The organism is Actinoallomurus sp. NBC_01490 (assembly GCF_036227085.1).
Lineage (GTDB): Bacteria > Actinomycetota > Actinomycetes > Streptosporangiales > Streptosporangiaceae > Actinoallomurus > Actinoallomurus oryzae.
In genome coordinates this window covers 1,851,874-1,866,265 of the sequence record NZ_CP109433.1, presented here as the reverse complement: position 1 = coordinate 1,866,265, position 14,392 = coordinate 1,851,874, and the positions used below count along the sequence as shown (strand labels likewise).

Here is a 14,392-nt window from a genome sequence, read left to right as displayed (position 1 = left end):
GGACGCGGACGTGGTCCGCCGCGCGCCGGCGACCGCGATCAGGACTTGAACGGCGGGTAGTCGGCCGTGATGGCGGTCTGGTTCGTGTCCATCACGTCCGGCGGAGCGGGAGGATTGCTGTCACGGAGGGGTTGTGTGCGGCGCCATGGGTGGCCTGACCCGTCGGTGAACTTGCCGGCGAACTTGTTCCAGGCATCGACGAGGCCGAACTCGGCCTGGTCGTAGTTGTAGACCGCGGTGGCGATCCCGCCGGCCATGGCGGGCAGCACGCCGTTTTCCGGCTTTTCCTCGCTACCGAACATCTGGCCCATGACCGTGTGCCACTGGTTGTTGAAGTCAGCCGCCTCCTGCTGGGTCTTGCCCACCCAGTCGTTGAGGGTCAGCGACTCCAGGGTGGTTTTGATCCGGCTGACGGAGTCCGCGACATTCTGCGCGAGATCGTGCAGTGCGGTCGCCGTATCGTGCATTCCCCACGGCCCGATCGCCATGTTCTTCAGGTGGTCGTAGTCGGTGGTGGCCATTGATGACACCTCCTCTTTCGGATTCGCGGCTTAGGCGGGCGTCACGTTCGCCGCATTCACAGACTCGGCTCGATGGTAGTTGTCGTAAACCTTCTGCATCCGGGCGATTATCTCGTCCAGGAGGCCCATCAGATCGAAGGTGGCACTGGTGTACCAAGTTTCGATCGGGTCGAATGAGTCGTAGGCAGGCCCCTTCCAGTAGAAGGCCAGATGACTCATCTTGGTCTCGATCTGCTCGAGGGTCTTGGAGATGTTGTCCCTCTCCCGCTGGACGGTGGCGATGGCGTTCAACAACGCCTGCAGAGCGACCATGAATTCGGTGTCGCCCCGGGCCTGTCCGCCTCCGCCGGTGTCCGCCACGATGTTCTCCTTATTCCGATGGTCTGAACGGTCCGTGCCCGGACCCGGGCGACGCGGTGCCGCCGGCGTATCAGCCGGTGACCCCGTTGGCCGGCGGCGCGGGGAACAGCGAATGCCGGTCGGCGGCGGCGTAGACCTGACCCGAGTGGTTCACGAGGGCGATGTACTCACCGAAGAGCTCGAGCGCGGCGCCGATGGACTGCAGCGTCTTCTGCTGGGCGGGATTCATTTGCGCGGCGAATTCCTGCGCCGGCTTCTGAAATACCGTGGGGGCCGGGTCATGACCCTTGCCCCAAGTATGCGAATATGAATCGTATACACCACTGCTGCCCGGCAGCATGGAGGTCTGCCCGAAGACGGTTCCCTCCGAAGACAGAACATGCGAACGCAGGTTCTCGTACTGGGTGACCAGTGCCCGGGACTTGGTCAGCATGGTGTTGACCGAGCTGCCGAGCTTATCGAAATCGACCGAGAAATCCTCCGCGTCGTGATCATAGGTGGGGGGCGGATTCCCGCTTCCCCCATCATCTTGGGAGAACTTCGGGTCGGTGTTGAAGGACGGGCGGTTCTTCCAGGCGACCTTGATCTCCGGGGAATCGGTGTTCCCCAGGTCCAGCGAAGTGGTGGTGTCGTTATCGTGGCTGTGGTCGTTCGGATCGAACGGGTGGTTGTCGTATTTCGAGGTGATCGGTTTTTCCACGGGTCCTCCTTCTCGCTGGCGAAGTTCTCGGAGTCGGGCCTCACACCGCCTGGGCCGGCGGCAGATCCTCCGGGAGAAGGGTCGTCAGGTCGCGGGCGTCTCCGGCCGTCAGGTCGTCGGCGATCCGCATCGCGTGGCGCTCGGTCATCAGCTGGAAGACCTGCCGGGCGGTGCGGCCGTTACCGAACTGCTCGCCTCGGGGCAGGTTCTCGAAGAACCGGTGCAGCGCCTCGACGGTCCCCTCGGGACACTCGTACTCGTGTTGGTCGGCGTGGTAACGCACGATCCGCACGAGCTCGTCGGACGCGTAGTCGTCGAACGTCAGAGTGCGGGTGAACCGCGAGCCCAGCCCCGCGTTGGAGGCCAGGAAGCGCCGCATCTCCTCCGGGTAGCCGGCCACGATCACCACGACGTCGTCGCGGTGGTCCTCCATCAGCTTCACCAGCGTGGAGATCGCCTCCTGCCCGAAGTCGTTGCTCTGCCCGTGCGGGACCAGCGAGTACGCCTCGTCGATGAACAGCACCCCGCCCAGCGCCCGGCGGAACACCGCCTGCGTCTTGGGCGCGGTGTGCCCGACGTACTCCCCCACCAGGTCACCCCGGTCGGCCTCCACCAGGTGACCGCGCTCCAGCAGGCCGAGCGCGTGCAGGAACCCGCCGTACAGCCGCGCGACCGTGGTCTTGCCCGTGCCCGGGTTCCCGGCGAAGACGAGGTGACGCGACAGCGGCGGCGGTGGCAGCCCCGCCTCCTGGCGGACCTTCACCATCTGCATCAGCTTGGTCAGGCCGACGATGTCGCGTTTGACCCCGTCCAGGCCCACCAGCCGATCCAGCTCGGCGCGCAGCTCCGCGAGCCGCTCCTCGGGCGCCTTGTCCGTCTCGTCCTCTGCCGCGGCTTCGGAACCACTTCCCATGGCCGGCCCGCGAACGGTCGTCGCCGTACGCGCGGACGGCGCGGCGCCGTCGCCCTGCGGCAGGGCGGCGTCGCGGACCCCGTCCGACCGGCAGTCCTCGATGACGGGCTCGGCCCCGTCGCACACCACCAGGTCGTGGTCGCCACCGGACACGTGGCAACGGCGCAGCACCGGGGCGGCCTCCGCCTCCAGGTAGATCGCCGGATATCCGGCGTCGGAGATCCGGCAGTCCTCGAACAGACCCGACGCCTTCCCCCCGACGAACACGCCGTTGCGAGCGGGCCGCTCGACGGTCAGACCGCGAACGCGTGGCCGGGCGTCGGCACCGGCGTACAGGCCGGTGCCCTCGACGCCGGTCATCGTGCAGTCGTCGATCCGTACGACGCTGCCGGTGTCCAGGAACACGCCCGTCGACCCGGTGCGCTGGATGCGTGTGCCCTCGATGACGGCTCCGCCGCCGGGACCGACCTGAATCCCGATCTCGGCGACGTCGCAGATCTCGCAGCCGGCCACGAACGGCCGGTGGGTCGTCCGCAGGTCGAGGCCGGTCTGAGCGCGTGACACCCGGCAGTCGCGAAGGACCGCGTCGCCGCCGTCCACGAACACGCCCGTCATCCCGGCGTCCTGGATCCGCGTGTCCTCCAGGGTCGCCTCGGTCCGCTCGCATACCCGGACGCCGTACTCGGGGGTGTCGCGGATCCGGCATTCGGTCAGCGCGGCACGCGCCCCGCCGGCGAGGTGGACGGCCGTGTACGCGGTGTCGTGGACCTCGTGGCCGGTCAGTGCGATGTCCGCCTCGCCGGCCGCGTACAGGCCGTTGGCCCCGATACGGGCGATCTCGCCGCCCCGGACGCGGACGGTGGCCCCGCCGGTCACCGCGAGCCCGCTGTCGGCTACGTCGACGATGCGAACGGCGTCCAGCTCCAGCGCGCCGGTCCCGGTCACGAGGATGCCCGCCCGCCGCGTGTCGTGGATGTGGCAGTCGTCGAGGACCGCCGCCGCCTCGTCCTCGGCGAGCACGCCCGCACCCGCCGTACGGAAGATCTCGCACCGCCCGAGCAGGATCGCGTGTGAACGGGACATGTCGGGTTCCTCGGCGGACGCGGCGTCGCGCGGGCGCGCACGGTCGCCGTCGGCCGGCGCGCGGCTCCCGGCCGTACCGCTCAGCCGCAGGCCCTGGGCGCCCGTGTCGTACAGACGGCAGTCGCGTACCACCAGCGCGGACCGGCCCTCGGCGTGGAGTGCGGCGGCGCCCGTATCGCGCGCCTCGCAGCGGGTGAACCGGCCGCGGGCGGCTCCGGACAGGTGGGCACCGCGGCCGGCGGTGTGCTCGATGAGCGTCCCGGCGCATTCGACGCGGGCCTCGTCGTCCGCCGCGACGCCGTCGCCGCCGGCGGACCGTACGACGCAGTCCTCCAGCACCGTGCGGCTCGTCCCGGTCAGCCGGACCGCCGCTCCGTCGGTGCCGTGGACGGCGCAGTCCTTGAGCGAGGCCACGGCGTCGCCGGTGACCTCGACCCGGCCGCCGTCGATCTCGCATCCGTGCAGCGCCGGCGTCCCACCGCGGATGAGGATCGCCGTGTCGGAGGACGTGGCGGGCGCGATGGTCAGGTCGCGGAGTACGACCTGGCCGCCGTGCAGGGTGACGGCGGGGCCGTGGGGTGCGGTGATCCGCACCGTGCCCGGCCCCTTCTCCGCGACGACGGTGACGTTCCGGTCCAGGACGAGGCTCTCCCGGTAGTCACCCGGGTGCACCGATACGACGGCGCCCTCGGCGGCGGCGCGCACGGCCGCGCCGATCGTGCTGTGCGCACCCCACCCGGGGGCGACCCGCTCCCGGAGGGGCCTTTTCGTCAGCACGGCGTCACATCCTTCCGCCGGCCTTCATCAGCGCGTCGAAGACGCCGAACACGCCGACGGCCAGCGGAATGCTCAGTGCGCCCAGGAAGCCGGCGAGCGGCCCCGGCCAGCTCCTGCGCTCGGCGAGGTCGGCGCTCTGCAACGAGCTGCGGAAGCACAGCACCAGGCCCCACCACACCACCACGACGCCGGCCGCGAGCGTCACCGACGGAGCCGACCAGCCGGGGACGTGCGCGGTGGTCAGGTGACCCCGCGGCCCGAAGAGGTGGCCGGACGACCGCAGCGCGAGTGCCGTCAGGCCGATCGCACCACTGGCCAGGACGGCGGCCACGACCCCGCGCAGCCGTGACGAGCTCGCGCGGCACAGCAGTGCCAGACCCAGGCACAGCACGAGCCCGAGCGCGAACCAGTCGCCGGAACCGCTCAGGACCACGAGGCAGACGCCCATCGCCACACAGCACACCGCGTTCAGAAAGACCAGCAGCCGCTGGATCCGCCGCACCGAGGCCTCGACGTCCTCCGTCTGCACGGTGCCGGGCGGCACGGCCGCCGCCTGCGCCGCGATTCTGGGCAGCACGCCGAGAAGGAAGAACACCACCACCGCGACCACGGCCGCGGCCTCGACCCGATCGGCGCGCAGGGCCGCGAGCGAGATCGCCAGAACCATCGCCGGCCCGCAGATCATCTGCAGGACCAGCGTGGTGATCGCCGGGACGGCCAGATAGGCCGCGAACGCCCCGAGGGACGCGGTGACCGAGACGGCGACCAGCGACGTCGTGCCCGACAGCGGCAGCGCCAGGGCCGCGAACGCCAGGAACGGGCAGGCGGCCGTGGCCAGGGCCAGCCGCAGTCCCCTCGGCACCGGCCACACCTTCGCGCCGGCCACCCGGGCGAGCACCGCCGAGGCCACACCGGTCGCGAACAGCACCGGCGCGAGCACGGGCACGTCGTACGCGCCGAAGCCGAGCGTGCCGGCTCCGGCCAGCGCGACCAGGAGCCCGAGAGCGAGCGTGGTGTACGCGCGCGTCCGGGCGTTCCACTCGACGCCGTCATCGTCGAGTTCGGCGACCTGCTCGGCGATGTCGGCGACGACCGGGCCGTCGAGCTCGCCTTGGAGCACGTCCCGCAGGTACAGCGTCTCGCCGTCCAGTACGCCGACGGCACCGAGTGACTGGCCCGGTTCGAACGGAGCGCCCCCGGCCGGCGCGAGCGACCAGGCCGCGGGCATGGCGTCCGAGTCCGGCTGCCCGCACATGTCGGCCAGCATCGGGGCGTACTCCGCGATCGGTGCGTCCGCCGACACCGCCAGGTCCACGCTCCGGCGCTCGCCCACGACGGTGATCCGGCACCGCTCATCGGCCACCGGAAGATCCTCGCTTCCTCGTGTTCATCGCCCTACGCGCTCAGGTGAAGGTCCGTGGTCGTGGTCAGTGCTTCCACGTCTGGATGTTCGACCACTCGGCCTCGGTGTAGTTGCCCCAGTTGACGTTCATGGCATGGGCGATCTGGCCCAGGACTCCCTCCGGGCCGAAGAGCCCCTCGGCGGCGATGTTCCACTCCTGCTGCAGGCCCTGGTAGTACGTTGCCGCCTGGCTCCGCGTCCACGCCTCCTGCAACGGCGCGAGCTTGCTCTTCAAGGTCTCCAGCTCGTCCGCGATCTCCCCGGCGCGCCCGTTGAGCCAGCCGCCGGCGGCACCCAGCCCCTCGCCGACGTAGATGTCACTGCCGTCGATGTCGGCCATGATCCGCTCTCCTCAGGTTGCGCAGGGCGCCGTCAGCTCAGGTTGGCCACGGCGGTGTGGCCGCCCGGCATGCCCGCCTCGATGTTCTGCAGGTTGGTGATGTTCTGCTGCTCGGAGTCGCGGTAGTTGACGTAGTTGCCGTGCAGCCCGCTCGCGATGCCCGTCAAGGCGTCGTGCAGCATGGTCGCGAGGATGTCGTACTCGGCCATCAGCGCCACGAAGCGGTCGTGCGCGATGCCCCTCCAGACCTCCTCGAGGCTGTTGACGTAAGTCTTGATCTCCGCCAGTTCCCCTCTGATCTCTTCCGCCACGCTTCTCGTGTCCGATGCCGCAGTGGCCAGATACTCCGGAGTGACGTGATACGTCACGCCACCCACGGTCACCGACGGTTCGTTCGCCATGACGGCTCGCCTTTCACGGAGAAGGTCGTTCGTGGAAGCACATCGGCCGCTCGGCCGCTCGGCCTTTCGAGAAGCCGCGGCTCGTCCTGCCGTGCGCTCGCGCGGTTCTCGTCCCGCCCGGCGATCTTCGGCAGTGGGACGGCACCGCCGGTGCGCGCACACTCGCCGAGCCGTGGGGCGGGCACAGATCGAGTATGGCTTCGCCCGAGGAGGCGGCGATATCGGCAACGTTGCCTATTCGGCCCTCATCGGCAATGCCTACCCTCCGTCAGCGAAATGGTCCGCCTGGTGGGGGGCATCGGGTTCCTCCGGGCCGTCGCCGGAAATCGGGTCCGGGGCCGGGCGGGGCTCCTCTGGCAGGTCCAGCGGCAGGTCGCGCAGTTGCAGGCGGGAGGTGATCCCGAGTTTCTTGAAGATGTTGCGCAGGTGGGCGTGGACGGTTCGCGGGCTCAGGAAGAGCTGTTCGGCGGCCTCCTTGGAGGTCGCGCCGCCGGCGACGAGGCGGGCGATCTGGAGTTCCTGCGGGGTGAGCAGGTCGCGCGGCGGGGCGGCGGGCCGGTGCGGACGCTCACCGCAGGCGGACAGTTCACGCGCGGCGCGTTCGGCGAACCCGGCGGCGCCCATCCCGGACAGTTTCTCGTAGGCGATGCGCAGCTGGGCCCGGGCGTCACCGCGTCTCGCCTCACGGCGCAGCCACTCCCCATAGACCAGGTGGGCCCGGGCGAGATAGACCGCGGCGCGGGTACGGGACAGCCGGTCGATCGCCTTCCGGTAGAGGTCCTCGGCGCCGGGCCCGTCGGCGAGCAGGGCACGTGCGTACATCTGCAGGCCGATGGCCAGGTCGGTGCCGCTCGCCTCGGTCCGTTCGGCGAAGTTCTCCAGCACCGGCTTGGCGAGCCGGTGCCGTCCGCTGCGTGCGGCGGCCTCGATCAGCTCGGGCGAGATGAACGCCGAGAATCCCAGCTCGTCGTGCCGGCAGACCTCCGCCGCCGCCTCGGAGGCGGCGTCGTATCGGCCGAGGCCGTTGTAGAGCACCGCGTTCGCACCGTCGATCACCGACAGGCTGTGGCCCTCGCCGCCTTCACGTGCCGGGCCGATCAACTGCTCGACCAACGCGGCGGTTCCCTCCTGGTCACCGCGCCAGGCGCGGAGCGCCAGGTCCGCGAACGGCGGGCCGCTCGGGTTTCCGGTGGGGTCGATCGTGATGGCCTCGGCGATCAGCGCCTCGGCGTCCTGGAACTCACCGGCGAGGACGTGCGCGTAGGCGAGGTAATGCAGTGCGCTCGGCAGCGCGAGGAGCATGCCGGTACGGCGGATGAACCGCACCTGGCGTTCGGAGAGCGTGCGCCAGGCGTCGTGCTCCCACAGGTCCATCGCTGTCGCGCCGGCCAGCGCCACCCAGTGGTGGAAATCGTCCCCCTGCTCGGTCTCGGACAGGAAGGCACCGACGGCCCTCCGCAGTGACGGAATGGCCGCCGTGGAGCCCTCGATCGCCCGCGTGATCAGCGCCTTCAGCAAGAGGTCCGGCGGTTCCGAGGACTCGCTCGCACCTTCCTCCAGCGCTTTCGCCAGCTGACGTGCGGTGTCGGTCAACAGCCCCGGGGGGCCGAGACGGCCGGCGCGCATCGCCGTGACGAACGCACCGATATAGGTCTGGCGGGCCATCGGCCGGTCATGGGCCTCCAGCTTCCGCGCCGCGTCCAGCAGCGGGGCTGGATCCTTGCTCCGGGGCCCATGGTTGACGGAGATCCGCGCGGCCAGCAGTTCGACGAGCGCCTGATGCCGTTCGTCCCCCGGACCCGTCTTCCCGATCGCCAGCAGGCCGGTCGCGGCTTCGTTGTCTCCGGCCCAGTACTTGAGGCCCGCCGCGTTCAGGGCGCGTACGGCCCGCCTACCCGGGTCGGGGGTCAGCGCGGTGGCGCGTTCGAGGAACCCGGCCGCGGCGGCGACGCCACCGCGGCCGGACGCGCGGTCGGCGGCGCGTTCGAGTTCGGCCGCGATGTCCTCATTGGGCAGGAGCACCGACTGGGCGCGGTGCCACGCCCGGTGGTCCGGGTCCACGAGCGGGTCGATGACGTGGGCCAGCGCGCGGTGCACCGTACGGCGGTCGTCCGGCGAAGCCGCCCGGTAGATGGCCGACCGGACCAGCGGATGCCGGAACCGTACGCGGACGCCGATGTCCAGCAGGCCGGCGGCCTCGGCCGGGTCGGCCGCCTCGCTTCCGACGCCGAGCTGCTCGGCCGCGCGCCACAGCAACACCGGATCGCCGAGAGGCTCGGCCGCCGCCAGCAAGAGCAGCCACCGGGTGTCCTGCGGGAGGGCGGCCTGGCGCTCGCGGTACGTGGCCTCGATACGGGCGGGCACCGGGAGCGCTTTGGGCAGGCCGAAGCCGCCGGCCAGTTCCCCCGTGCCCACGCTCCGTGACAGCTCGAGCAGGGCCAGGGGGTTGCCACGTGCCTCGGCCATGATCTGGTCGCGGATCCGCTCGTCCAACGGTGTGTGCAGCTGGGAGGCCAGCAGCTCGAGCGCGTCTTCAGTGCCGAGCCCGGTGAGGGCGAGCTCGGGCAGCCCGTCGAGCAGGTTCGGCACTCCGGGCTCGCGGACGGCGAACAGGAGCGCGATCGGGTCGTGCTCGATGCGGCGCGCCACGAACGCGAGGGCCTGCGCCGAGGCGTGGTCGAGCCACTGCGCGTCATCGACCACGCAGACGATCGGCTGCTCACGGGCGGCGGCCGACAGCAGGCCGAGCACCGCCAGGCCGACCCGGAAGCGGTCCGGCATCGTGCCCTCCCGCAGTGCGAACGCCACTTCCAGAGCGGTTCGCTGTGGGCCGGGCAGCGTCTCCAGCCACGGGAGCAGCGGCCGGCACAGATCGTGCAGCCCGGTGAACGGGAGCTCGGTCTCGAACTCCCTCCCGCCGGCGCGGAGCCGCCACAGACCCGCCGCCCGGTCCAGCGCCCGTTCGATGAGTTCCGTCTTGCCGATGCCCGCCTCGCCGCGGATCAGGACCGTGCCGCCCTGCCCGGACGCCGCGGCACGCAGCGTCCGCTCGACCGCCGCGAGCTCCGCCGCCCGAGAATATTTCCACAGTCGCATGCCGACCCCTTGCGAGATTCCGCGGCCGGAGGCCGCACGTACGACCACGCTACGAATCCGACCGCCTCGAAAACGTCACCTTGTGGTGCGCACTCGTGGTAGCTCGCACGGGGGACGAACTCGCCGCGGAAGTCACGCGTCGAACGCTCACTTCCGGCTGCGTCTGTCGTAGTCGATCTGGCGTGCTCGGATCTCCTCGGCGTGGTCGACCGTCCAGTCGTAGAGTCGGCCGAACGGCTCGCGCAGGGATTCACCGAGCGGGGTCAGGGAGTATTCCACCCCGACCGGTGAGGTCGGCAGGACACGGCGCTCGATCATGCCGTTGCGTTCGAGGCGGCGCAGGGTCTGCGTCAGGACTCGCTGGGTCACGCCTTCCAGGCGGCGCTTGATCTCGTTGAACCGGCATGGTCTCTCGAGCACGGCCATGACCATCATCGACCATTTGTCGGCGATCTGGTCGAGAATCGGGCGGCTCGGGCAGTCAGCCCGGAAAGCGATGTCGCTGCCCGCGACGGTTCGGTAGATGGCGCCGGCGCCGGTCTCGGAAGCGGCCATAACGGTATCCTCCAGGATCCCTGGGATGCTCAAAGTGCGTTATTGACGCAGGTCACGGCCCGAATCACCCTAGGTATACATCAGGAACCAAGATGCCTGCCAGATACGTACAGGAGCTCTCTCGTGGTCTATGACGGTTACAAGACTCTTCGTGTCGCCGACGACGCCGGTATCGCCCGCGTTACGATCGACAACCCGCCGGTGAATGTGCTGGACGTCGCGCTCATGACCGACCTGCGGGACCTGCTGACCGCGTTGCGTGACGACGGGTCGGTGCGGGTGATCGTTTTCGACAGCGCCGATCCGGAGTTCTTCATCGCGCACGTCGATATGACCTCCACGCCGGACGCGCTGGCCGGGCTCGCGGCCGCCGCCCCGGAAGGTGTGAACGTTTTCCAGGCCGTCGGGGAGATGCTGCGGCGCCAGCCGCAGGTGACCATCGTCAAGCTCGCCGGGAAGGCGCGCGGCGGCGGAGCGGAGTTCGTCGCGGCCGCGGACATGGCCTTCGCGGCGATCGGCCGCGCCGGGCTCGGCCAGATCGAGGCGCTCATGGGCATCGTCCCGGGTGGCGGAGGCACGCAGTACCTCGCCGCCAAGGTCGGGCGCAGTCGTGCGCTGGAGGCGGTGCTCGGCGCCGAGCTGTTCGACGCGGAGCTCGCCGAGCGCTACGGCTGGATCAACCGGGCCCTGCCCGCCGACGAGCTGGACGCGTTCGTCGACCGAATCGCCCGTAACATCGCGGCCCTGCCGGAGGACGTGATCGCCGCGGCCAAGCGGGCGATCGTCCCCGACGACCTGGTCGCGGGCCTGGTACGGGAGAACGACGCCTGGGCCGGCCTCATCGTCCGTCCCATGGCGGGGCAGTTGATCAGCGGCGGCCTGGCCGCGGGCGCCCAAACCCGCGAGGGCGAACGCGACCTGGAGGCCCTGATGCGAAGCCTGGCCGGATAGAGCCCTGGGAACCTCAAGGAACACAACCTTTTCGGCTGATGATCGTCAACCGTGCTCCTGCTGTACTGAAACGACGATCGAGCCCATCGCTCCCCTCATCCGGGGCGCTCCCGGATGAGGGGAGCGATCTCGGAAAGCTCCCGGGGTGCCGCGGAGGACCAGCCGTGGCGCATGGCCGTCCGACAGTGATGACTTCGCAGGAGAAACCTTTCATGGCTACCGGGGACCTGTGGCAGACGGTCCAGTACTTCATGGATTGGATCGGCATTTTCGCGTTCGCGTTGTCCGGGGCGCTGCTCGCCGTCAGCAAGGACTTCAACATCTTCGGCGCCGCCCTCTTGGCGGAAGCGGCGGGCCTTGGCGGTGGCTTGTTCAGGGACCTGGTGATCCGTACGACTCCGGTGGCCTTCACCGATGTCGGCTACTACCTTGCTCCGTTGGTCGCCGCGTTCATCGTCTTCTTCACCGCGCGAGCGCATCGCGGTGAGCTGCTCTTCCGCGCGTACGATCTGCTCGACGCGGCCGCTCTGGCGCTCTTCAGCGTTACCGGTACGACGAAGGCGCTCAGCTTCGGTCTCAACCTGTTCGCCGCCACGACCCTCGGCGTGGGCAGCGCCGTGGGCGGTGGAATCCTCGCCAATGTCATCGCGAACGAACCGCCGCCCGCACTTCGGTGGAACCGTGACCTTTATGTTCTGCCGGCTCTGGTCGGTGCCGGGACGGTCGCCCTGCTGTCCGCCATCGGGGAGCTGAACGCGGTCACCGCGGGCGCCGCCGCGATCGTGGCCTTCGCCGTCCGGCTGATGGCACTGCGCTACCGGTGGCACACGTTGCGCGCGTACGTCTGGCGCAACCCGTTCGCGGGCATGCGCCAGGTGCCCACACCCCAGGGCCCCATTCCCGCCCCCGGCGCCTGGCCGGCGCATGCGGAGCATGCGACGTTTCGGTTCCGTTCTCCCGTGCCATCGGCACGCCCACGGTTTCCCGAGCCACGGCCGACGCACGGGGCGCCTCCGGAGGTTCCGTTCCCTGCGCCGCCCCCACCCGCCCGGGCACAGGTCCCCGGTCTGCACGAGACGCCTTACGGATGGCCGGGTGTCCAGTTCGACGCCGCTACCGACACGGCCCCTCGCACCGGCGGGGTTTTCTCAGCTACGCGAGCCCAGCATCGCGATCCGGAGACTTTCTGAACCGGGTGGTGCCGAGAAGGCTGGGACCAACCCCGGCAAAGCCACAGTCCGGACCACTCCTTCACCGAAGGAATCACCGTGAAGACGAGCAGGAGCGGGGCCCCTGCCAACTCGTGCCCGGCTCGACAGGCTCCAGGCTGTGATGATGGCCGAGTGCACGACAGCTCAGAAGCACGGATGCCGGTCATCCTCGGCGTTGACGACCTGCGCGCTTTGCCGAGGGCCACGCAGATCGCCCGCACCAGCCATGAGGGCATCTTGCTTCTCGAAGAACATCGGCACCACCGGATCGACGAACTCTGGCTCGACCACGACCTGGGCGGGGACGACAGCATCATGCCGGTCGTGGCGCTGCTGGAAAAGGCAGCTTTCGACGGCCGGCCCTTCAACATCAGCATGATCTTCGTCCATAGCGCCAATCCAAGCGGCGCGGAGACGATAGTCCGGGTCTTGAGGCGTTGGGACTATCGAGTCCGGCAGGCGACCGCCTAGCGCACAGCCGCCTCCAGCGAGGCGCGGTTAGGTTCGGGGACGGCCCCGGCACCGCCCGCGACTCCAGGTCTGCGCCGCTCCATGGGACTGGGCTTCCTCGCCGAACCCGCCTGCGGCTACTGCCTGGCGATACCGGGTCAGAAGGCTGCCCGCACTTGATGACGCAGTACCCGGATTTCGCCGAACACATCGCCTAGGCTCCGAGGCATGGATCTCAAAGACGCTTCGCGCATGGTCCTCACCGAATCCGCCCCGCACGCGGACCTTCACAACGTCACCCAAGCCGTCTACGACGATTACTCAGCCGGGCGTGAGGTCCCCTCCATCGCACTCACCGGCATGCTCGCCGAAGCCAGTCGCAGAGGCGTCCTGCTCAAACTCAAGCAGCGGCACGGCGACCACGCGGTCAACGACATGATCACCGTGCTCGCCCACGAGATAGACCGCCAGCGGCCCGACCCGGGAAACCCTGCACTCTCTGGAAGGTGAACTCCCGGCGATGGGCACCGCCGCATGCGAAATCTACGCTGACGGTCATGGGCGGAAATAGCCTCGAGGTGGCCGACCACCCAGCCAACCGCGTGCTGCTCGGCTATCTGCGAGCGCAAGCCCGCCGCCCCACCTCACCCGCCGACTACACCTACGCCATCGATGAATGGCAACTTCACACCCATCCCGACCTGCTGGAAAGGCTCGGGGAACTCGCCCCGGACGGCATCCCGGTCATCCCGCTGTTCGGCGTTCCCGCCCTGGCGACCGAAGGAATCGTCGCCGCCGTCGCCCTCGGAACCAGCTGGCTGATGGTCAGGCTGCCGCGACTCCCCGACGGCCTCGAAACGCAGGCCCCCATACCCCCGCTCTCCGATCACGGCTGGCAGTCCGTCAGCGCCTGGCAGAGCGAAATCCCCGCTGCTGAGGGAAAAGAGCGCCTTACCCGACTCATCAACGACGCTCTCCACCACGCACGGAGTCTCGATCAGTAGCCGAAATCCGAGCCTTCCGCAGGACCGCGGCTGACCGCGCAGATTGTCCCGTACGCCGGGCTCATCGCACCGCTGCTGCACCCGCTCGGGCTGGATTCGTTCACCATCGGCTTTTCCGGCCGTTCCACTCGTGGCAAGACCACCCGGGCTGTCGAGCTGGGCTGATCCGCTGGGGAAAGGTGATCGGCTCTGGTTGCGTTTGTGTGTCGGCGCCGGACTCTTCCAGTGACCACGATCGGGAGCCGTTGGGCCTCGTGCCGCGGACCCCGATCTCAACGGAGACCCATGAGACCGGGTCGATGCCGACGCACCGATATTCGAGCAAGGATTTGATTCGGTCTCCTCGCGCACTTGTCGTGTTGGGAGGCTTTTCGCCCGTGACGTCACCCGAGCCGCGACCTTCGAACAGCGGCCCCGACAGCCGTCGGCAGTCTTCTTCTCCGACGCCCGCGCCGGGATACGAGACGACACAAACCTGGAGCCCGTCCAAGGAAGCGACCGGGCGGCCGTCCGGCACTCCACCGGGTCACCCCCCGCAACAGCCCGGCTGGTATAGCCCGGGCGCACCGCCCCAGGGGCCCCAAGGGACGCCTGGACCGGGCGGCCCCAGCGGGCCAGGTCCCCGTGG

At 69.6% G+C, this 14,392-nt stretch carries 14 protein-coding genes; 5 read left to right on the top strand and 9 right to left on the bottom strand.

Going from position 1 to position 14,392, the window contains the following annotated elements; all coding sequences use genetic code 11:
- Nucleotides 1–38: 38 nt before the first annotated feature.
- The 9 genes from OG417_RS09340 to OG417_RS09300 all read right to left on the bottom strand — a co-directional run bounded on the left by OG417_RS09340 (nucleotide 39) and on the right by OG417_RS09300 (nucleotide 10,148).
- Nucleotides 39–521, bottom strand: coding sequence for a WXG100 family type VII secretion target (locus OG417_RS09340; protein WP_329252680.1), 483 nt, complete (start codon nucleotides 519–521; stop codon nucleotides 39–41).
- Between the two features lie 30 nt (nucleotides 522–551).
- The gene (locus OG417_RS09335) at nucleotides 552–881 is read right to left on the bottom strand and encodes a hypothetical protein (RefSeq protein ID WP_329252678.1); all 330 of its coding nucleotides are present in this window, start codon (nucleotides 879–881) and stop codon (nucleotides 552–554) included.
- Nucleotides 882–951: 70 nt separating this feature from the next.
- Nucleotides 952–1,581, bottom strand: a complete 630-nt coding sequence (locus OG417_RS09330) for a hypothetical protein (RefSeq protein ID WP_329252675.1) — start codon at nucleotides 1,579–1,581, stop codon at nucleotides 952–954.
- Between the two features lie 40 nt (nucleotides 1,582–1,621).
- A complete protein-coding gene (locus tag OG417_RS09325) occupies nucleotides 1,622–4,354 on the bottom strand; it encodes a right-handed parallel beta-helix repeat-containing protein (protein WP_329252672.1) in 2,733 nt (910 codons plus the stop codon).
- 4 nt (nucleotides 4,355–4,358) lie between these two features.
- Nucleotides 4,359–5,717: an EsaB/YukD family protein gene (locus OG417_RS09320; RefSeq protein ID WP_329252669.1), complete on the bottom strand. Its 1,359-nt coding sequence runs from the start codon at nucleotides 5,715–5,717 to the stop codon at nucleotides 4,359–4,361.
- Between the two features lie 64 nt (nucleotides 5,718–5,781).
- The gene (locus OG417_RS09315; RefSeq protein ID WP_329252666.1) at nucleotides 5,782–6,096 is read right to left on the bottom strand and encodes a WXG100 family type VII secretion target; all 315 of its coding nucleotides are present in this window, start codon (nucleotides 6,094–6,096) and stop codon (nucleotides 5,782–5,784) included.
- A gap of 32 nt (nucleotides 6,097–6,128) precedes the next feature.
- Nucleotides 6,129–6,497: a WXG100 family type VII secretion target gene (locus tag OG417_RS09310; protein WP_329252663.1), complete on the bottom strand. Its 369-nt coding sequence runs from the start codon at nucleotides 6,495–6,497 to the stop codon at nucleotides 6,129–6,131.
- Nucleotides 6,498–6,755: 258 nt separating this feature from the next.
- Nucleotides 6,756–9,593, bottom strand: coding sequence for an ATP-binding protein (locus OG417_RS09305; protein ID WP_329252661.1), 2,838 nt, complete (start codon nucleotides 9,591–9,593; stop codon nucleotides 6,756–6,758).
- Between the two features lie 147 nt (nucleotides 9,594–9,740).
- Nucleotides 9,741–10,148 (bottom strand): winged helix-turn-helix transcriptional regulator, encoded by a 408-nt coding sequence (locus OG417_RS09300; protein ID WP_329252658.1) that lies wholly within the window; start codon nucleotides 10,146–10,148, stop codon nucleotides 9,741–9,743.
- Between the two features lie 123 nt (nucleotides 10,149–10,271).
- Between OG417_RS09300 and OG417_RS09295 the strand changes: the two genes are divergently transcribed.
- From OG417_RS09295 to OG417_RS09275, 5 genes are all read left to right on the top strand, one after another.
- The gene (locus tag OG417_RS09295) at nucleotides 10,272–11,099 is read left to right on the top strand and encodes an enoyl-CoA hydratase/isomerase family protein (RefSeq protein ID WP_329252655.1); all 828 of its coding nucleotides are present in this window, start codon (nucleotides 10,272–10,274) and stop codon (nucleotides 11,097–11,099) included.
- 212 nt (nucleotides 11,100–11,311) lie between these two features.
- A complete protein-coding gene (locus tag OG417_RS09290; protein ID WP_329252652.1) occupies nucleotides 11,312–12,289 on the top strand; it encodes a trimeric intracellular cation channel family protein in 978 nt (325 codons plus the stop codon).
- 177 nt (nucleotides 12,290–12,466) lie between these two features.
- The gene (locus tag OG417_RS09285) at nucleotides 12,467–12,781 is read left to right on the top strand and encodes a cyclic-phosphate processing receiver domain-containing protein (RefSeq protein WP_329252649.1); all 315 of its coding nucleotides are present in this window, start codon (nucleotides 12,467–12,469) and stop codon (nucleotides 12,779–12,781) included.
- Between the two features lie 207 nt (nucleotides 12,782–12,988).
- Nucleotides 12,989–13,270: a hypothetical protein gene (locus OG417_RS09280; RefSeq protein WP_329252646.1), complete on the top strand. Its 282-nt coding sequence runs from the start codon at nucleotides 12,989–12,991 to the stop codon at nucleotides 13,268–13,270.
- Nucleotides 13,271–13,317: 47 nt separating this feature from the next.
- Nucleotides 13,318–13,764: a hypothetical protein gene (locus OG417_RS09275; RefSeq protein WP_329252643.1), complete on the top strand. Its 447-nt coding sequence runs from the start codon at nucleotides 13,318–13,320 to the stop codon at nucleotides 13,762–13,764.
- The last annotated feature ends 628 nt before the right edge of the window (nucleotides 13,765–14,392 follow it).